Raw genomic sequence first — 17,577 nt, 5'->3', positions numbered from 1 at the left:
AGGGGAACCTGATTCTAGGCAGCCCAGCACGTCATTCGAATGACATTTGAGTGACAAAAATGTCATCTTTCCCACATGACGAAAACAACGATCCAGCGACGCAGCGACGCTCCCCGTCAGCATGCCTGCCGGGGAGCGCAGTGACCCAAGGGAGGGCGGGCGTCAGTTGTCCTGATGCGCCCAGTTGAAGCTCAGCGATGCCGGCTTCTCGCCCACGCTGACCTTGCTGGTCTTCTTGACGCCGTTGTAGATGGCGGTGACCTCATATTCGCCGGACGGCAGCTTCAGGTTGGTCATCGGTCCTGCGCTGGGCAGGGTGAAGACGCTCTTGCCGTGCAGATCGCTGACGGTCAGCTTGACGTTGCTGACGAAAGCGCCGTCCTTGGCTTCCGAAAAGAGCAGGCGCAGGTTGTAGTCCTTGGCCGCCTCGCGCAGCTTGTGCTGCTCGCCGGCGCCGATGCCGCCGTTCATGTAGGCCACCGAGCCCTGCATCTCCTGGGCCTGGGTGAGCGGTGCGGCCAGGCCTGCGAGGCCGAAGACGATGGCGCTGATGGCGGTGATCTTGTTGATGTCCATGATGGCTCCTTATCGTGGTTCAGGATGAAAAGCGCGCCGCCTGAGGCGGTGGACCGGATCTGCCCGACGGTTGGGCTTCCGATGACTTGACTGTAGACCTGGAAAATTAAGAAAGACTTAATGCCGGCCTCATTTCATCCATCATCGTAGCCGTGAGATGCCCGTGGATGAAATGAGTTCTACAGGCCGGGGCGTCGCAGGCCCTGTTCAATCTCGCCCAGTTGGCCGGTGTAACGGTGGATGATCTGCTGCTTGCGATGCACCGCCGCGCTCAAGGCCTCCAGGCGGGCGGCGCAGACCTGGCCGGTGGTCTCGGCCAGCGCTTCCAGGCTCAGTTGGATGGCCTGGCCCAGGGCGTCGTAGAGCTTTTCATAGGACGGCGGCAAGTCGTCTGCGAAGGCTCTCTCGTAGCCGGCGTCAGCGGGCAAGACGATGCCCTGCGCCGCCGGTGCGGCCAGCACATGACTGTCCAGCACAGCGCGGGCGTGGCGCTCAAAGGCGTGCATCATCAGCGGCTGCACGGTGTCCAGCACGGCGGCCAGGTCGTCTGCGGCGGCGTGCTGTTCCAGCAAGGCCGGCAGGCCCGGCATGATCTCGCGCCAGGCCAGCTGCACGATGCGCGCACATTGGGCGGGCAGCGTCGCCTGCTCCTGCTCCAGCAACTGTTGCAAGGCCTGCAGGGCCGGCAGGGTCTGTCCAAGCAAGGGCGCCAGCACGTCTTCCTGCAGGTGATGCAGCAATACTTCGGCGGGCTTGCGATCCCGATAGGCCAGCGCCGGTGCGAGCAACGCCGACAGCGCCGCATAGAAGCGATCAAACCCCGCCCCCTCCATCGCTGCGGCATCCGCGCCCTCGGTGCGGGCCACATGCGCAGACAATGAGACCGGTGGCTTGAGCTGGCTCAAGGCCACGCCCAGGGCCTGCAGCTTGTCGCGGGCGCGGGCATGCACATCGGCTTCCTGGTCGGCCCGATTGGCCGGGGATTTGTTGCGCAGGCGCTTGACGATCTGGCCGTCCAGTTCGTCTTCATCGATGACGTCGCTGCGCGTGAGCACCGGCAGCAAAGGCTTGCCACGGCGCAGTTCGCGCGCCAGCTCGTCAAGTTCCTGCACCTGGCCCGGCGACGTCGAACTGGTCAGCCACAGCACGGCATCGGCGCTGTCGAGAAAACGCTGGGTCAGGGCGGCGTTGTCATCGGTAGCCGAGTGCAGGCCGGGCGTATCCAGCAGCACCAGGCCATCGCCGAGGCAGACCCCTTGCAAGCGCGCCGTGGTCTCGGTGGCGCCTTCATGGAAGGCGCTGGCGCTCTCGATCAACTGCCCATCCTGCAGATGGAAATACTGCACGGCCTGACCGCGCTGGCGAAAACGCTGGGCCAGGAAATTGCACAGCGAACTCTTGCCGGCATTGAACTTGCCGAACACCAACAGCATCAGCTTGCCTTCGAAACGCTGCGCCAGCGCGCGCGCCGGCGCCAGCGCCATCCATTGCTGCTGGCGGCGCTGCGCCTGGCGCGCCAGGTCGTCATGCAGGCCAGCGATACGCCGGGCCAAGGCACTGCCGGGCTGCAAGCCGACCGCGTCGATGCGCCCGTCCTGCAAGGCCTGGTCCAGCGCCGACAGCCAGCCGCGCAAAGCCGCCAGCACCGGCTGCAAGTCGGCCTCGCCCTGGCCGGTGCGGCCGATGGCGTCGATGAACTGCTGCTCCTGCCGGTTCATGCGCTCGCCCCTTGGCGCAGCCGCTGCAGCGCCTCCAGTGCGCGGGTGTTGGCCTGCTGCTCGGACTGCGCCTGCGCCAGCGCCTGCTGCAAGGCTTGCTGGTCCTCTGAGAGTTCGTAGTAATGCAGGAAGGATTGCATCAGCTGTGCCTGTCCGGCCGGCTCGCAGAAGCGGCGGCGCAGGTCGGCGCGGTATTTGACCGAGATGCCCATCACCGCCACCATCACCGTGTCCAGGCTGGCCACGGAGGTGCGCTGGTCAGCGGGCAAGCCTTCCACACCGTGCTGGATCAGGTGAGCGCGAATGGCGATGCAGGCGCGTGAATAGGCCACGTGGATGCGCGCCCGCTCGCGCTTGCCGGCGGTGAGCCTGAACTCATCGGCTGCCGTGTCAGGTGTCAGCGCCGGATCCTCGCCTTGCAGCTCGACGATGGGCAGGAGGTCCTGGTGGATGCTCTCCAGCACGCTCTGCAAGCCTTGCTCGAATTGCTGGCGCTGCTGTTGCTGGCGCTGCTGCAGCGCCTGCCATTGCGCTTGCGCGGCGGCCTGCTGCTGCTGCAACTGCTCGCCGATGTCGGCAAAGAGCACTGCCTGCTCATGCTGGCGCGCGGCCGGCACTTGCTGCACCACCTCGCGCAGCAGCGCTTGCAGGGCCGGGATGCCGCTCTTGTTGAGCAACAGCTGCTTGCCGCCTTCCACGCCATTGCGATGACGGGTGGCCGAGACCGGATGCAGCGCCAATCCGTGCGCCTGCGCCTCGATAGCGGCGCTGACCTTGGCCAGTTGCTCCTCGTCGCTCATCTGGTCGACCTGGGTCAGCACGAACAGGGTCTGACGCCGGGTGCGCAGCTGGTCCTCCCGCAGGGTCTGCAGCAGCTTGCGCTCGGCGGCGTCGAGCTCGCCCTCCTTGGCGGCATGCACGAACAGGCGGATATCGGCGTGCAGCCAGATGGCTTGCTGGGCGTGGCCGTCGTCCTGCTCGGCCACATCGGCATCCAGGCCGGGGGCGTCCAGCCAGCGCAGTTCGGCATGATGATGCTCGGACAGCGTGACCGTCTGGCGGCGATCGGCCACGGCGAACACGTCGCGCCCCACCAGCTCATTGAGCAGGCGGCTCTTGCCGTGGTTGTACTTGCCCACCACGGTGACGGTGGGCGCGGCGTGCCGCTGCGCCAGCACGCGCAGGCGCGCCAGGTCATGCGCGCGCGTCGGGGCCACTGCCAGCACCTCGCTGGCCAGCGGGTCGAAGAAGTCTTGCGGATTCATTGCAGTCTCCATGCGTTTTCATTTTTTCTGAACGGGGCGGCCAATGAGCCAATAGGCCGCCATGCCCACCATCACACCCCAGAAGGCTGCGCCCAGGCCGAACAGCGTCATGCCGGAGGCGGTGGCGAGGAAGGTGATGACCGAAGGCTCGACATAGTCGCCCTCCTCGCTCATGAGGCGGATGTTGGAGACGATCGCGCCGATCAGCGCCAGGCCGGCCAATGCGGCGATCAACTCCTTGGGGAAGGCGGTGAAGAGCGTCACGATGGAGGCCGCAAAGGTGCCGCCAATGAGATAGAAGACGCCATTGGCGATACCGGCGATATAGCGCTTGCCCGGATCGGGGTGGGCGTCCTTGCCAGTGCACAGCGAAGCCGTGATGGCCGCCAGCACGATGGTGATGCCGCCAAAGCAGGCCGTGGCCAGCGAGGCCAGCCCGGTGCCGGTGACCACGGCGCGGGTGGAGGGATGGTAGCCGGCCAGTTGCAGCACCGCCATGCCGGGCAGGAACTGGCCGGTCAGGCTGACCAGCACGAGCGGCACCGTCAGGCTGAAGAACACGCCCACGCTGAAATGGGGCGCGATGAAGACCGGTTCGGCCAGTTGCAGCTGCAATGCGCCCAGCGCAGTCTGGCCGCTGGCAAAGGCCACCGCAAAGCCGGTCAGCGCCACCACCACAATGCCGTAGCGCGGCCACCAGCGGCGGCCCGCCAGATAGGCCGCCAGCATGGCCGCCACCATCAGCGGCGCGGCCACGCTGGAGCGGAAGGCCTGCAGGCCGAACTGCAACAGGATGCCCGCCATCATGCCCGCCGCAATGCCCTTGGGAATGAAGGCCAGGATCTTCTCGAAATAGCCGGTCACGCCGATGAGGATGAGCAACACGGCAGCCATCAGGTAGGCTCCCACCACCTCGGGCATGCTGATGCCGGGAAACAGGCTCAGCAGCAGCGCCGTCCCCGGGGCCGACCAGGCCGTGATGATGGGTAGCCGGAACCAGCCGCTCAACAGCAATCCGCTCACGCCAGCGCCCATCGAGATGCCCCACACCCAGGACACCAGCTGCGCCTGCGGCACCTGCCCGGCATGCGCGGCCTGCACGAAGATCACCAGCGGACCGGCATAGGAAATGAGCACTGCCAGGAAACCGGCCACCCACGCTGTGAGCGAGCCTTGTCGTTGCACCATTGCGCGTTCTCCGCTGCACATGTCGTCCACAGTTAGAACCCATTTCATAAATAGGCGTGAGTGCGAGCGAGTCCCGTTTGGGATGAAGTGCAAGGCGCGAATTTGGGTCAAGACTGGGCGTCTTGACCCACTCGTAACGCAGCAATTCGCCCAAACGGGCCGCTCCCTCCGGGTTCTGCCCAGAAAGGGCGCTGGCCGCGTTGCGCTCCTTGCGTGTGGCATCGCCACACGACGCGTCGCGCGCCTTGCCAGCGCCCTTTCTGGGCAGAACGCATCTCACGCCTATTTATGAAATGGGTTCTAGTACCAAAGCAAAATGGTCCGGCGCCGCCCGCAGGCGCCGGACCGCCTAGCTGCCAGACCGATCTTAAACGCTACGCGAGGCGGCCGCAGGCGGCGCCTTCGCCGCCGGGGCAGCATGGCTAGCTTGGCTGCCATGGCGGTAGCGCAACATGAACAGGCCCATGGCCAGCGCGGCCACCAGGCCGGGGATGGCGAAGACCAGGAAGTTCATCTTCAGCGGCAGGGCCGCCGCCATCAGTGCGCCACCCAGCAAGGGGCCGACGATGGCGCCCGAGCGGCCCACGCCCGAGGCCCAGCCCAGTCCGGTGGAGCGGATCGCCAGCGGATAGAATTGGGCGGTGTTGGCATACAGCAGGATCTGCGTGCCGATGGTGGTGGCGCCGGCCACGATGATGAGCAGGTACAGCACCGGCGTAGGACTATTGAAACCCAGTAGCGCGATGGCCACCGTACCGACAGTGAAGAAGCTCACCACCACCTTGGGCAGGGTAAAGCGATCACCCAGCCAGCCGCCGCCGATGGCGCCGACCACACCGCCGAAGTTCAGCGCCAGCAGGAAGGACAGCGAGGAACCGAGGCTGTAGCCGGCGCTGGCCATGAGCTTGGGCAGCCAGGAGCCGAGCGCGTAGACCATCAACAGGCAGCAAAAGAAGGAGACCCAGATCATCAGCGTACCGACGGCGCGATCCTGCTTGAACAGATGCAGCATGGGGGCGCCCGCGCCCTTGACATCGGCTTGCACCAGCTGGGTATCGGTCGCGATGCGCGCCTGCGGATCGACCTGCGTGAGCATGGCGCGGGCCTGTTCCAGGCGGCCCTGGCGCAGCAGGAAGCCGACCGATTCGGGCAGCTTCCACAGGATCACCGGCAGCAGCACCAGCGGCACGGCGGCGGCGAAGAACATCGATTGCCAGCCGAAGTTGGGCAGCATCCAGATGCCCAGGCCGGCGCACAGCACGCCGCCCAGCGAGTAGCCGCTGAACATGATGGCCACCAGGGTGCTGCGCAGGCGCTTGGGCGCGTATTCATTCATCAGCGCCACGGCGTTGGGCATGAGGCCGCCGCAACCCAGGCCGGCCAGGAAGCGATAGACGCCGAACTCGGTGGGCGAGGTCGCAAACCCGCTCAGGAAGGTGGAGACGCTGAAGAGCACGAAGCTGATCGCCACGCCCTTCTTGCGGCCGATGCGATCAGCCAGCGGGCCGAAGATGAAGGCCCCGAACATCATCCCGAACAGCGCATAGCTGCCCAGTGCGCCGGCCTGCACCGGCGAGAGCGACCACTCCTTCATCAGCACCGGCAGCACCGCGCCATAGATGAACAGGTCATAGCCGTCGAACACCAGCAGCAATGCGCACAGGCACATCACCATCCAGTGGAACTTGGTAAAGCGTGCGCCATCGATGATCTGGCTCACATCCAGTGTCTTCATAGGTCTCCTCCGTCGTTGTCTTCAGTACGTTGTTTTTAGTACGTTTTATGGATTGGCCGCGTGGCCGGTCCTGCTTCAGGATGCGCCGCCTCCTGCCGGGCGCAGGTGCGCCACCGCCTTGATCTCGATGACATAACCCGGTGCGCCGCCCAGCATGTGCGCGCCGATGGCGGTCCAGGCGGGCAGCGGATAGTGGCTCAGGTAGCGGTTGCGCACCTTGATGAACAGCGGCAGGTCGCGCATGTCGGTGTGGAAGGTGGTCAGATCGACGATGTCGTCCAGCGTGCCGCCGGCCGTTGCCAGCACCAGCTTGAGATTCTCGAAGGCTTGCACGATCTGGGCTTCGCGCGGTTCGACCAGCTGCATGTCCGGCCCCCGGCCGATCTGGCCGGAGACATACAGGACCTGCCCCACCCGCACGGCGGGGGCGTATCCGATCTTTTCGTAGACGTCTTCCATTCCTTTGGGAATGATGGCCTGGCGGTCTGACATGGCGGCTCCGTAGCTGGTGAAAAGAAAATTGACAAGGTTCAACCGTTGTCGCCGCCCGCCACCGGCAGCACTGCACCGGTGATGTAGCTGGCGTCGTCGGAGGCGAGAAAGAGGATGGGTGCGATCTGCTCTTCCAGCGTGGAATAGCGCTTGAAGTAATTGGAACCGGTGACCTGTTGCACGGCTTCTTGCATCCACATCTGTTCCTGCTGGCTGTCCCCCTCCGGATTGCGTGGCACCCGGCGCGGCGGGGCCTGGGTACCGCCGGGCGCGGTCGCCACCACGCGAATGCCGAGTTCGCCGTACTCCATGGCCAGCGCTGCGGTCAGGGCATTGACGCCGCCCTTGGCCGCCGAATACGGCACGCGGCGAATCCCGCGCGTAGCGTTGGACGACACATTGACGATCACGCCCCGGCCCTGCTGCAACAACTGCGGCAGTACCGCGTGGCAGCCATAGAGCGTGGGCATGAGCGAGCGGCGGATCTCGGCGTCGATCTGGGTCGGCGTGTATTGGGCATAGGGACGCATGCGGATGGCCCCGCCCACCCCATTGATGAGGATATCGATGCGGCCATACCGCTGCACCGCCTCGTCCATGGCCGCCTGCGCGCCGGCATAGCTTTCCAGGTCGGCGACCAGGCCCTTGCCGCGTCCACCGGCGGCCTCCGCGGCCACGTCATGGACGAACTCGGCGCGGTCCACCAGCAGCACCTGGCCGCCCTCTTCGGCAATGCCCAGCGCCACGCCGCGCAGAATGCCCTGGGCGGCGCCGGTGACCACGACGACCTTGCCGGCGAAGCGGCTTTTCATGGAGGCGGCGCTCATACTGCAGCCGCCGCTGCCGCCGCTGCCGACGCTGAGGCCACCGCCGGCTGGCTGGAGGCGAACTTCTCGTAATAGAAGCTGGCCGGCTGCATGCCCGTGGCCTGGAAGTGCTTCTGCACCGCCTCCACCATCGGCGGCGGGCCGCACAGGTAGACGTCCACATTGCCATCGTGCAGCACCGCAGCGGGCATGTGCTGGGTCACATAGCCCTGGCGTGCATGGGTGGTGGCGGGATCGGCCACGCAGGTGGTGAAGCTGAAGCCGGGCAGACGATCCGCCAGCGCTTGCAGACGCTCCACCAGCACCAGGTCCTGGTCGCGGGTGACGCCATAGATCAGGTGGACCGGCTGATCCAGTCCTTGCTGCGCCAGTTCCTCCAGCATCGACAGGAAAGGCGCCAGCCCGGTACCGCCGGCCAGCATCAGCACCGGACGCTTGACCGGTCGCAGGTAGAAGCTGCCCAGCGGCCCGGTCAGCTCCAGCGTAGCCCCCTCGCTGGCGCCGGCCAGCCAGTTGCTCATCAAGCCGCCGGGGACGTTCTTGATGAGGAAACTCATGCGGCTCGCGCCCGAGGGCGAGCTGAACGAATAGGAACGGTGCTGGCCACTGCCCGGCACGCCGATGTTGACGTACTGTCCGGGCAGGAAGGCCGGTGCATTGGCCGGCGCCTCCAGCACCAGTTCAAAGGCCGCGCCCCCCAGGTCGCTGAGTCCGGCCACCTTGCCGGTGAAACTGGCGGTGCCAGTCTTGCAGGCGGTCGAGGCGACCGGCACGGCGATGACGCAGTCGGACTGCGGCACCATCTGGCAGGTCAGCACCATGCCTGCACCGGCTTCGTCGCTGCTGAGCGCATCGTCGATGTAGTCATCGCCCAGGTCGTAGAGGCCGCTCTCGGCGCGGCACTTGCAGGTGCCGCAGACGCCGTCGGAACAATCCATGGGCAGGTTGATGCGATTGCGGAAGGCCGCATCCAGGACTTTTTCCTTGGCGCCGCAATCAATGATGCGGGTCACCCCATCCTCGAAATTCAAGGCGATGCGATAGCTGCTCATCTTCTGTCTCCTGCTGCCGGTCAGACGTGATAGACGTCGATGACCTGGCGGATATAGTCATTCTTCAGCACGATCTTCTTGCGGGCGATGACGAAGCCGCCCTCGACCTTGCGCAACGTGGCCAGCACGGTGCCGAAGAACTGGTCGGTGATCTTGTAGCGGTGCGACAGGGTGTGGAAGTTGTAGCGCACCTCCACGACGTCGCCCTGCTCGTCCAGGACCTCGACATTGGCGATCATGTGGCTGGTGCGCGGCTCCGGCATGGAGGCGCTGGAACGCTCGGTCTTGATGCGGAAGACGCGGTCTTCCAGGCCATCGCGGTTGGCGTAGTACATCAGCGAGATCTCGCGCTGGGGGTCTTCGGTGATCTGGTCGTCATCGTCCCAGGCCGGCATCCAGTATTCGACGTCGGGCGCGTACAGCTCCAGCCATTGCTCCCACTGGCGCTCGTCCAGGTAGCGGGCTTCACGGTAGAGGAAGGCGCAGATGGCATTGAGTGAGGTGGACTGGCTCATGCTTGTGCTCCTTGTTGTGATCCCTGCTGTGCAGCGGCGCGTTCCTTCTTCACAGCCTTGCGCATCTGTTCGGTCCAGTAGTGGTGCTGGCAGACGAACAGGCCTTCGTCTTCGCTGCGCTCACCGCTCAACTTGGGGTGCATGCCCATCTTGCGGGCGTTCTCGTCCGGACCTTCCTTCCACAGCGGCGCGCCGCGGCTCATGTCATTCCAGCGCACGGCCGAACCGGCATAGCCAGCCTGGCAGGCGCGGAATTCTTCCAGGTCGTCCGCCGTGCCCATGCCGGAGACGTTGAAGAAGTCCTCGTACTGGCGGATGCGCACGCGGCGGTCTTCCTCGCTCTCGCCCTTGGGAGCGAAGCAGAAGATGCTGATCTCGGTCTTGTCCACGCTGATGGGACGGGCCACGCGGATCTGCGTGCCGAACTGGTCCATCAGGAACACGTTGGGATACAGGCACAGGTTGCGGGTCTGGGCCACGATGGTATCGGCGCGCGCCTGGCCCACGCGGGCCGCCAATTCTTCGCGCTGGTTCCAGATCGGGCGCACTTCGGGGTTCAGGGTATTGGTCCACAGCAGGATGTGGCCATTCTCGAAGCCATACACCCCGGCCACCGCCTTGCTCCAGTTGTTGGCGTCGGTGGCCTTGGTGCCGCCTTCCTTGCGGCGGCTCATGGTAGCGGCATAGTTCCAGTGGACCGAGCTGACGTGGTAGCCATCGCAGCCGTTTTCCATCTGCATCTTCCAGTTGCCGTCGTAGAGGTAGCTGGAGTTGCCGCGCAGGACTTCCAGGCCATTGGGGGCCTGGTCGACGATCTGGTCGATGATCACACGGGTCTCGCCCAGGTACTCTTCCAGCGGCAGCACGTCCTCGGAGAGGCTGCCGAAGAGGAAGCCGCGATAGCTCTGGAAACGCGCCACACGGGTCAGGTCGTGGGAGCCATTCTTGTTGAAGGAGACCGGATACTCGGTGGTCTTCTCATCCTTGACCTTGAGCAGCTTGCCGCTGTTGGAAAAGGTCCAGCCGTGGAAGGGACAGGTGAAGCTGCTCTTGTTGCCGTGCTTGCGCCGGCACAGCATGGCCCCCTTGTGGGCGCAGGCGTTGATGACGGCGTTGAGCTGGCCGCTCTTGTCGCGGGTGATGACCACCGGCTGGCGGCCGATCCAGGTGGTGTAGTAATCGTTGATCTCGGGGATCTGGCTTTCATGGGCCAGGTAGACCCAGTTCGATTCGAACAGGTGCTTCATCTCCAGTTCGAACAGGTCGGGGTTGGTGAAGATGTCGCGACGGCAGCGGAAGACGCCATTGTCCTTGTCTTCCTGCAGGGCGCTCTGCAGCAGGGTGTCGAGCTCGTCATACCGATCGGCGGCGGCGGTGGTGTTCATGGTGCGGTCTCTCCAGGGTGCAAGCCGCCCCCGCGCGATGACAGGCATCGCGGCGCAGCGCACGGCGGGGGCAGGTGGGGTAGCGTCAGGCTGCCAGGCGCGGACGGTCGACGATCTGGTTGTCGGCGCCGTTGACCAACGAAGTCAGCTTGATGTCGAAGACGATCTCGGCGAACGGCCCCTCCAGTCCTTCGGCCTTGATGCTGGCGGCGTCGGTGCGCTCCACCAGCGGCGGCACCAGGCCTTCGCGGGTGGCGTAGGCGAAGTCGTCGTAGATCAGCGGATCGCCTTCGATGTTGATCTGGGTGGTCAGCTTGCGATGGCCTTCGGCAGTGACGAAGAAGTGGATGTGCGCCGGACGGTTGCCGTGGCGGCCCAGGGCATTGAGCAAGCCCTGGGTGGGGCCGGCCGGCGGGCAGCCGTAGGCGGTCGGCATGATGCTGCGGAATTTGTAGCGGCCCTGGGCATCGGTGATGATGGTGCGGCGCATGTTGAAGGGCTTCTGTTCACCGGTCGGGTCGAAGTGCGAATAAAAGCCCTTGGTGTTGGCGTGCCAGACCTCGACCTGGGCGCCCGGCATGGGCTTGCCATCGGCGCCGTAGACGGTGCCGTGCATGATGATGGTCTGGCCGGACTTGTCGCTGCCATCGTCCAGGCGGGCGAAGCCCTGTTCTACCGGCGCGCCGGCCACGTACAGCGGACCTTCGATGGTGCGCGGGGTGCCGCCGGCGATGCCCAGGGCGGCGTCTTCGGCATCCATGCGCATGTCCAGGAAGCGGTCCAGGCCCAGGCCCGGTGAGAGCAGGCCGGCTTCGTGGGCCGTGCCCAGGCGGTTGATGTAGGCCACGCCGGCCCAGTATTCGTCGGAAGTGATTTCCAGGTCTTCGATGGTCTTGAACAGGTCGGACAGGATGCGGTGGACGATCTGCTTGGTGCGCGGGTTGCCGCCTTCGGTGTCCAGGCCACTGGCCAGGCGCAGGAAATCTTGTACTTCGCGGGTGCTGAAAATCTTGGCTGCCATGTTGCGTCTCCTTTTGGATTTATTGATTGCCGATGGGGTTATTGTTCTATCCGGCCAGCTTGGCCGGCCTCACTGCTGTCACTGTCGCGCCCTGTTTGCGGTCGCGCCGGAAATACTGTAGCCGCTCTTCGTCGAGCGTAATGCCCAGGCCGGGACGGTGGGGGATGGCCAGCTGGAAATCTTGGTACTGCAAGGGCTCGGCCAGGATTTCCTCGGTCAGCAGCAGCGGACCGAACAGTTCGGTCCCCCATTGCAGTTCGCGGAAGGTGGCGAAGGCATGGGCCGAAGCGATGGTGCCGATGGCGCCTTCGAGCATGGTGCCGCCGTACAGCTCGATGCCGGCGGCGTCGCCGATGGCGGCCACCTGCTGGGCTGCGCGCAGGCCGCCGGATTGTTCGATCTTGATGGCGAACACATCCGCGCCGCCGATGCGCGCCAGCGCAAACGCCGAGGCCGGGCCGGTCAGGGATTCGTCGGCCATGATGGCGATGGCGTGCCGGCCCTTCAGACGCGCCAGCGCCTGGGGCGAGGCCACGGGCTGCTCCACCAGCTCGCAGCCGGCATCGACCAGTCCGGCCAGTCCGCGCTGGGCTTCCAGCTCGCTCCAGGCCATGTTCACATCGACCCGCACCGCGCCGCGGTCCCCCAGCGCCTTCTTGATGGCGGCCACGTGGGCGACGTCAGCGTCCACCTCGCGGCGCCCGATCTTGAGCTTGAAGATGTTGTGACGACGCTGGGCCAGCATGCGCTCGGCCTCATCGATATCCTTGGCGGTATCGCCCGAGGCCAGGGTCCAGGCGATGGGCAGGCTCTCGCGCGAACGTCCGCCCAGCAACTGCGACACCGGCAGGCCAGTGCGCTGGCCCAGCGCATCGAAGAGCGCCGTCTCGATGGCGCATTTGGCGAAGCGGTTGTCGCAGATGGCCTTGTTCAGGCGCGCCATGATGGCCGGGATTTGGCTGGCGTCCGCGCCCAGCAGCAGCGGAGCGAAATAGGTATCGATGGCCAGCTTCATGCCCTCGGGCGACTCGGCGCCATAGGCCAGGCCGCCGATGGTGGTGCCCTCGCCTACGCCGATGCTGCCGTCGGAACAGTACAGGCGCACCAGCATCAGGGTCTGGCCGTTCATGGTGGCCATCGACAGCTGATGGGGCCGGATCGTCGGCAAATCGACCAGGAAGGTCTCGACCCGGTCGATCAGCGCCGGGCCTGCCGCAGTGATGTTGTGTAGTGTCGTCTCCATGACCTGCATTGAACACCCGGAAGGCCATCCATTGCCAACACCAAATACGTCTAGTTTCATACCTTTTTTATATAGTATTCTCGCAAATGCACAAAAAAGGCCGAATTAGACAGGTTTAGTGCGCCTGGGATATGATTTTTGGACCATGGACATCAGACAACTGAAATACTTCGTCGCCGTCGCCAACACGCGCAACTTCACCCGCGCCTCCGAGCAGTTGCACATCGCCCAGCCGCCGCTGAGCCGGCAGATCCAGCTGCTGGAGGAAGAGCTGGGGGTGCAGCTCTTGCTGCGCAACAGCCGTCCGCTGCGGCTGACCGAGGCCGGACGGGTGTTCTATGAACAAGCCCTGCAGATCCTCAATCGCCTGGACCAGCTCAAGAATGCAACGCAGCAAATCGGCCTGAACCAGCGCCAGACCCTCTCCATCGGCTTTGTCGCCTCCACCCTCTATGGCGGCCTGCCGATGCTGGTGCGCAAGTTGCGCCAGCACTATCCGGAGGTCGACATCCAGTTGCTGGAGCTGACCTCGATGCAGCAATTCGCCGCGCTCAAGTCGGGCCGCATCGATGTGGGCTTTGGCCGCATCCGCAGCAATGACGCCACGGTGGCGCGCATCGTGCTGCGCGAGGAAAAGCTGGTGCTGGCCATTCCGCCCTCCTTCGCGCTGGCCGGCAGCAACCAGCGCGTGAGCCTCAAGGAGGTGCATGGGCAAAAGCTGATCGTCTACCCCAAGGAGCCGCGTCCCAGCTTCGCCGACCACATCCTGAGCCTGCTCAACGACCAGGACATCCACCCGGCCGAAGTGCACGAGGTGCGCGAGATCCAGACCGCGCTGGGCCTGGTGGCGGCCGAATCGGGGATCTGCCTGATCCCGGCCTCGGCGCGGCTGCGCAATGACCTGCACTATCGTCTCATCGACGATGCACGCGCGACCTCGCCCATCATCCTGACCCATCGCATCAACGACAACGCCTGGTACATCGAGGCCGTCAAACGGCTGGTGGCCGACATGTATGCCGAACATCCGGCCTGGCTGGACATCGATACCAACTCCTTCCCGGCCACCGGTTTTCCCATCCCCCAGCGCAAGCCTGCCGATCCTGGCGATCCCGGCGAAGGTTGACAGCGCCAGCCGCGCACGCCTACACTGGCCTGTGCGAATAAAGGATTATTGTTCGTTTATCGAACAACATAGCGAGCATCATCAGCGCGCCCGCAGGCAAGCGCCCCTCATCACGACAATGGAGAAGACATCATGCTGTTCATGGTTCAAATGCAAGTGAATATCCCCGCCACGCTGGACAAGGCCGTCGCCGACCAGTTGAAGAAGGACGAGAAGGAGATGTCGCAGAAGCTGCAGCGCGAGGGCAAGTGGCGCGACCTGTGGCGCGTGGTGGGCCAGTACGCCAATGTGAGCATCTTCAATGTCTCGGGCAATGACGAACTGCACAACATCCTCTCGGCCCTGCCGCTGTATCCCTTCATGACCATCTCGGTCACGCCGCTGACCCAGCATCCGTCAGCCATTGCCCAGATCGGCTGAGGGGACCTCGATGCCTTTTGCCAACGTCAACGCCATCCGGCTGCACTATCAACTGGAGGGCGATGCTTCGCTGCCGGTGCTGGTGCTGTCGAACTCGCTGGGGACCTCGCTATCGATGTGGGATCCGCAGATGCCGCAGTGGCTGCAGCACTTCCGCGTGCTGCGCTACGACACGCGCGGTCACGGCCAGTCCGAGGTCACGCCGGGCGAGTGCAGCATCGCCCAGCTGGGCAGTGATGTGATCGCCCTGCTGGACCATCTCGGGATCGCCCAAGCGCATTTCTGCGGCCTGTCCATGGGGGGCAGCACCTTCATGTGGCTGGCCGTGCATCATCCGCAGCGCATCAACAAACTGATCCTCTGCAACACCGGCGCCAAGATCGGCACGGCCGAAGCCTGGAACAGCCGCATCGAGACCGTCCGCCGCGAGGGCCTGGGGGCCATTGCCGGCGCGGTGGTGTCCCGCTGGCTCACGCCGGAGTATGCCCAGGCGCATCCCCAGCAGGTCCAAGCGCTGACCGCGATGTTGCTGGCCACGCCCGCCGAAGGCTATGCCGCGGCCTGTGCGGCCGTGCGCGACCATGACCTGCGCGAGGCCATTGCCGGCATCCGCGCCCCCACCCTGATCATTGCCGGCAGCGGCGATGTGCCCACACCGCCGGCCGATGCACAGTTCATGCGCGCTACCATTCCGGGAGCGCAGTATGTGGAGTTCGATGCCGCGCATATCTCCAACCAGCAGCAAGCCGCCGCCTTTACCCAGGCCGTGGTGCAGTTCCTGACCGGCCAGCCCTGACCGGATTGCGCGGCGCTGCTTCAGCGCCGCGCCGGGCCACGCCGCCCATTCCCTCTGTTGTTCCCGTAATCTGCTTCCCCTTCTCCCCTTCTCTCTTTGCCCTTTCTCCCCGCCTGTCCAAGGCTGCGGCATGTGCGCTCCCCGCTGTCGCAGCTAACCCAGCGTGCGAATCCACACAAATAATTTCCTTGAAAAAAGATTCGCCCGCATGTAAATTAAATCCATCAATTTAATCATATTTTGTTTATTAAATTGATTATAACGAATTTGTGATTCTTTGATAGAAATTTGTGCTTCGTTGCAGACACGGGCGGCGCGGAAGGCGGCCAGCCCGGACGGCGCCCCGGTTCCAGCTCAAGGGCAGAACAGCGGCCGTTTTGACGAGCCAGGCGGTGGCAGCTGTTGCACGGCGCCGTCAAGCCCATGCGGCCTTCAGCAGTATCGATTCGGGGCGAGATAAAGGATCCGCCCCGATTGACTTGATCTTACATAGGGGTCCGCCATGAAAATCTCGCTAGTCTCCCGCTTCAGCATCCGCCAAATCTTCATCATGCTCACCGCAGTGATCACCGTGCTGATGACGCTGATCGTTCTGGCCGCCCTGGCCGTGGACCGCTACGACGCCAGGCTCAACGCCGCCAACGAAAGCCGCTATGCGTCCTTCCTGCTGGCCACCGAATTGCGCCAGAGCTCCGACGATCTGACCCGGCTGGCCCGCACCTATGTGGTCACTGGCGATCCGTCCTATGAACAGCAATACGAAGCCATCCTCGACATCCGCAACGGCAAGAAGGCGCGCCCTGAACATTACGGACGGATCTATTGGGACTTCGTGGCCGCCGACGGCAAGGCGCCACGGCCGGATTCGAACCAGCACGTGGCGCTCACCGACCTCATGCGCGCTGCCGGCTTTACGGCCGCCGAAATGGGCAAGCTGGAAGAAGCGAAAAACAATTCGGACGCGCTGGTCAAGACCGAGGTCATCGCCATGAACATGGTCAAGGGCCTCTACGCGGACGCCCAGGGCAATTTCACCAAGCGCGCCGACCCCGACCTGGCGCAGGCGCGCGAGCTGATGCATAACCATGCCTACCACGTCTACAAGGCCAAGATCATGCGCCCGGTCGATGAGTTCTTCGCCCTGCTCGACGCCCGCACCACAGAGCAGGTCGAAAGCGCCCGTGCGCAAGCAACGCACATGGCTACCTTGTTCTACAGTCTCATCGCCATTGCACTGGTGGTATTGGCCTGCACGCTCATGCTGGTCTACCACGCCATCCGCAATCCGCTGGCGCATGCGGCATCGGTGGCCCGGCGTGTCGCCCATGGCGACCTGACCGCGCAGATCGATCCCGCGATCAAGGGTGAGACCGGTGAATTGCTGGAAGCACTGACCATCATGCAGTCCGGCCTGCAGACCATCGTGCTGGACGTGCGCAACGGCGCCCAGTACATCAATACCTCGGCCAATGAAATCGCCTCGGGCACACTGGACCTGTCGTCCCGCACGGAACAGCAGGCCAGCTCCCTGGAAGAGACCGCCTCCTCCATGGAAGAACTGACCTCCACCGTGAAGCAGAATGCCGGCAACGCGCGCCTGGCCAGCGAGTTGGCCAATACCGCATCGGGCGTGGCGGTCCGGGGTGGCGAGGTGGTCGCCCGTGTGGTCGATACGATGGGCGCCATCAATGAATCGTCCAAGCGCATCGTCGATATCATCGCCGTGATCGATGGCATCGCCTTCCAGACCAACATCCTGGCCCTGAACGCCGCCGTGGAAGCGGCCCGCGCCGGCGAGCAGGGACGCGGCTTCGCCGTGGTGGCCACCGAAGTGCGCAGCCTGGCGCAGCGCTCGGCCGCAGCCGCCAAGGAGATCAAGACCCTCATCGACAATTCGGTCAGCAAGGTGGAGGCCGGCAGCACCCTGGTCAACGAAGCCGGCAGCACCATGCGGGAAGTGGTGGAGAGCGTGCAGCGGGTCACCGAGATCATCACCGGCATCAGCAACGCCAGCCAGGAACAGGCCAGCGGCATCGAACAGATCCAGCAGGCCATCAACCAGATGGACCAGGTCACGCAACAGAATGCGGCCCTGGTCGAACAGGCCTCGGCGGCGTCCGAATCGATGCAGATGCAAGCCCACAAGCTCACCGACCTGGTGGGCGCCTTCAAGACGCCCACTGCGATGGGAATGATGGTGGTCGCCTAGCCCGCCCCA

General features: G+C 64.6%; 16 protein-coding genes. 4 read left to right on the top strand and 12 right to left on the bottom strand.

Features of this window, described 5'->3' with window-relative positions; genetic code table 11:
* Positions 1-162: 162 nt before the first annotated feature.
* The 12 genes from ACP92_RS06565 to ACP92_RS06510 all read right to left on the bottom strand — a co-directional run bounded on the left by ACP92_RS06565 (position 163) and on the right by ACP92_RS06510 (position 13,017).
* A complete protein-coding gene (locus ACP92_RS06565; protein WP_013233338.1) occupies positions 163-576 on the bottom strand; it encodes a hypothetical protein in 414 nt (137 codons plus the stop codon).
* A gap of 179 nt (positions 577-755) precedes the next feature.
* Positions 756-2,294, bottom strand: coding sequence for a dynamin family protein (locus ACP92_RS06560; RefSeq protein WP_013233337.1), 1,539 nt, complete (start codon positions 2,292-2,294; stop codon positions 756-758).
* Entirely contained in the window at positions 2,291-3,559 is a 1,269-nt protein-coding gene (locus tag ACP92_RS06555; RefSeq protein ID WP_013233336.1) for a GTPase, read from the bottom strand. Before ACP92_RS06555 ends, ACP92_RS06560 begins: the two co-directional genes overlap by 4 nt.
* Before the next feature lie 18 nt (positions 3,560-3,577).
* Positions 3,578-4,747 carry a benzoate/H(+) symporter BenE family transporter gene (locus ACP92_RS06550; protein ID WP_041310355.1) on the bottom strand — a complete coding sequence of 390 codons (1,170 nt, stop codon included), beginning with the start codon at positions 4,745-4,747 and terminating at the stop codon, positions 3,578-3,580.
* Positions 4,748-5,114: 367 nt separating this feature from the next.
* Positions 5,115-6,482: an MFS transporter gene (locus ACP92_RS06545; RefSeq protein ID WP_013233334.1), complete on the bottom strand. Its 1,368-nt coding sequence runs from the start codon at positions 6,480-6,482 to the stop codon at positions 5,115-5,117.
* A gap of 75 nt (positions 6,483-6,557) precedes the next feature.
* Entirely contained in the window at positions 6,558-6,974 is a 417-nt protein-coding gene (locus tag ACP92_RS06540; RefSeq protein ID WP_013233333.1) for a RidA family protein, read from the bottom strand.
* Positions 6,975-7,012: 38 nt separating this feature from the next.
* The gene (gene benD, locus ACP92_RS06535; RefSeq protein WP_013233332.1) at positions 7,013-7,786 is read right to left on the bottom strand and encodes a benzoate diol dehydrogenase BenD; all 774 of its coding nucleotides are present in this window, start codon (positions 7,784-7,786) and stop codon (positions 7,013-7,015) included.
* Between the two features lie 11 nt (positions 7,787-7,797).
* A complete protein-coding gene (benC, locus tag ACP92_RS06530) occupies positions 7,798-8,853 on the bottom strand; it encodes a benzoate 1,2-dioxygenase electron transfer component BenC (protein ID WP_013233331.1) in 1,056 nt (351 codons plus the stop codon).
* 20 nt (positions 8,854-8,873) lie between these two features.
* Positions 8,874-9,368, bottom strand: coding sequence for a benzoate 1,2-dioxygenase small subunit (benB, locus tag ACP92_RS06525; protein ID WP_013233330.1), 495 nt, complete (start codon positions 9,366-9,368; stop codon positions 8,874-8,876).
* Positions 9,365-10,753, bottom strand: a complete 1,389-nt coding sequence (locus ACP92_RS06520) for a Rieske 2Fe-2S domain-containing protein (RefSeq protein ID WP_048348511.1) — start codon at positions 10,751-10,753, stop codon at positions 9,365-9,367. Before ACP92_RS06520 ends, benB begins: the two co-directional genes overlap by 4 nt.
* A gap of 85 nt (positions 10,754-10,838) precedes the next feature.
* Positions 10,839-11,774 (bottom strand): catechol 1,2-dioxygenase, encoded by a 936-nt coding sequence (catA, locus tag ACP92_RS06515; protein WP_013233328.1) that lies wholly within the window; start codon positions 11,772-11,774, stop codon positions 10,839-10,841.
* A gap of 46 nt (positions 11,775-11,820) precedes the next feature.
* Positions 11,821-13,017: a muconate/chloromuconate family cycloisomerase gene (locus ACP92_RS06510; RefSeq protein WP_013233327.1), complete on the bottom strand. Its 1,197-nt coding sequence runs from the start codon at positions 13,015-13,017 to the stop codon at positions 11,821-11,823.
* Positions 13,018-13,162: 145 nt separating this feature from the next.
* Here ACP92_RS06510 and ACP92_RS06505 point away from each other — a divergent pair, with 145 nt between their 5' ends.
* From ACP92_RS06505 to ACP92_RS06490, 4 genes are all read left to right on the top strand, one after another.
* Complete coding sequence (locus ACP92_RS06505; RefSeq protein WP_013233326.1) at positions 13,163-14,143, top strand: LysR family transcriptional regulator; 981 nt, start codon at positions 13,163-13,165, stop codon at positions 14,141-14,143.
* Between the two features lie 132 nt (positions 14,144-14,275).
* Positions 14,276-14,563, top strand: coding sequence for a muconolactone Delta-isomerase (catC, locus tag ACP92_RS06500; RefSeq protein WP_013233325.1), 288 nt, complete (start codon positions 14,276-14,278; stop codon positions 14,561-14,563).
* A 10-nt stretch (positions 14,564-14,573) separates the two neighbouring features.
* On the top strand, positions 14,574-15,359 hold the full coding sequence (pcaD, locus tag ACP92_RS06495) for a 3-oxoadipate enol-lactonase (protein WP_013233324.1): 786 nt from the start codon (positions 14,574-14,576) through the stop codon (positions 15,357-15,359).
* Positions 15,360-15,861: 502 nt separating this feature from the next.
* Entirely contained in the window at positions 15,862-17,568 is a 1,707-nt protein-coding gene (locus tag ACP92_RS06490) for a methyl-accepting chemotaxis protein (RefSeq protein WP_013233323.1), read from the top strand.
* Positions 17,569-17,577: the final 9 nt, after the last annotated feature.

This window comes from Herbaspirillum seropedicae, assembly GCF_001040945.1.
Classification (GTDB): Bacteria; Pseudomonadota; Gammaproteobacteria; order Burkholderiales; family Burkholderiaceae_D; genus Herbaspirillum; species Herbaspirillum seropedicae.
This window is presented reverse-complemented; position numbering and strand designations above follow the sequence as displayed.

What these genes read in the sequence shown, in the direction of transcription:
- benD (WP_013233332.1), bottom strand. Translation starts at nt 7,786, where the DNA reads ATGAAAAGCCGCTTCGCCGGCAAGGTCGTCGTGGTCACCGGCGCCGCC.
- ACP92_RS06545 (WP_013233334.1), bottom strand. Translation starts at nt 6,482, where the DNA reads ATGAAGACACTGGATGTGAGCCAGATCATCGATGGCGCACGCTTTACC.
- catA (WP_013233328.1), bottom strand. Translation starts at nt 11,774, where the DNA reads ATGGCAGCCAAGATTTTCAGCACCCGCGAAGTACAAGATTTCCTGCGC.
- ACP92_RS06510 (WP_013233327.1), bottom strand. Translation starts at nt 13,017, where the DNA reads ATGGAGACGACACTACACAACATCACTGCGGCAGGCCCGGCGCTGATC.
- ACP92_RS06565 (WP_013233338.1), bottom strand. Translation starts at nt 576, where the DNA reads ATGGACATCAACAAGATCACCGCCATCAGCGCCATCGTCTTCGGCCTC.
- ACP92_RS06555 (WP_013233336.1), bottom strand. Translation starts at nt 3,559, where the DNA reads ATGAATCCGCAAGACTTCTTCGACCCGCTGGCCAGCGAGGTGCTGGCA.
- catC (WP_013233325.1), top strand. Translation starts at nt 14,276, where the DNA reads ATGCTGTTCATGGTTCAAATGCAAGTGAATATCCCCGCCACGCTGGAC.
- pcaD (WP_013233324.1), top strand. Translation starts at nt 14,574, where the DNA reads ATGCCTTTTGCCAACGTCAACGCCATCCGGCTGCACTATCAACTGGAG.
- ACP92_RS06520 (WP_048348511.1), bottom strand. Translation starts at nt 10,753, where the DNA reads ATGAACACCACCGCCGCCGCCGATCGGTATGACGAGCTCGACACCCTG.
- ACP92_RS06490 (WP_013233323.1), top strand. Translation starts at nt 15,862, where the DNA reads ATGAAAATCTCGCTAGTCTCCCGCTTCAGCATCCGCCAAATCTTCATC.
- ACP92_RS06540 (WP_013233333.1), bottom strand. Translation starts at nt 6,974, where the DNA reads ATGTCAGACCGCCAGGCCATCATTCCCAAAGGAATGGAAGACGTCTAC.
- ACP92_RS06560 (WP_013233337.1), bottom strand. Translation starts at nt 2,294, where the DNA reads ATGAACCGGCAGGAGCAGCAGTTCATCGACGCCATCGGCCGCACCGGC.
- benB (WP_013233330.1), bottom strand. Translation starts at nt 9,368, where the DNA reads ATGAGCCAGTCCACCTCACTCAATGCCATCTGCGCCTTCCTCTACCGT.
- ACP92_RS06550 (WP_041310355.1), bottom strand. Translation starts at nt 4,747, where the DNA reads ATGGTGCAACGACAAGGCTCGCTCACAGCGTGGGTGGCCGGTTTCCTG.
- benC (WP_013233331.1), bottom strand. Translation starts at nt 8,853, where the DNA reads ATGAGCAGCTATCGCATCGCCTTGAATTTCGAGGATGGGGTGACCCGC.
- ACP92_RS06505 (WP_013233326.1), top strand. Translation starts at nt 13,163, where the DNA reads ATGGACATCAGACAACTGAAATACTTCGTCGCCGTCGCCAACACGCGC.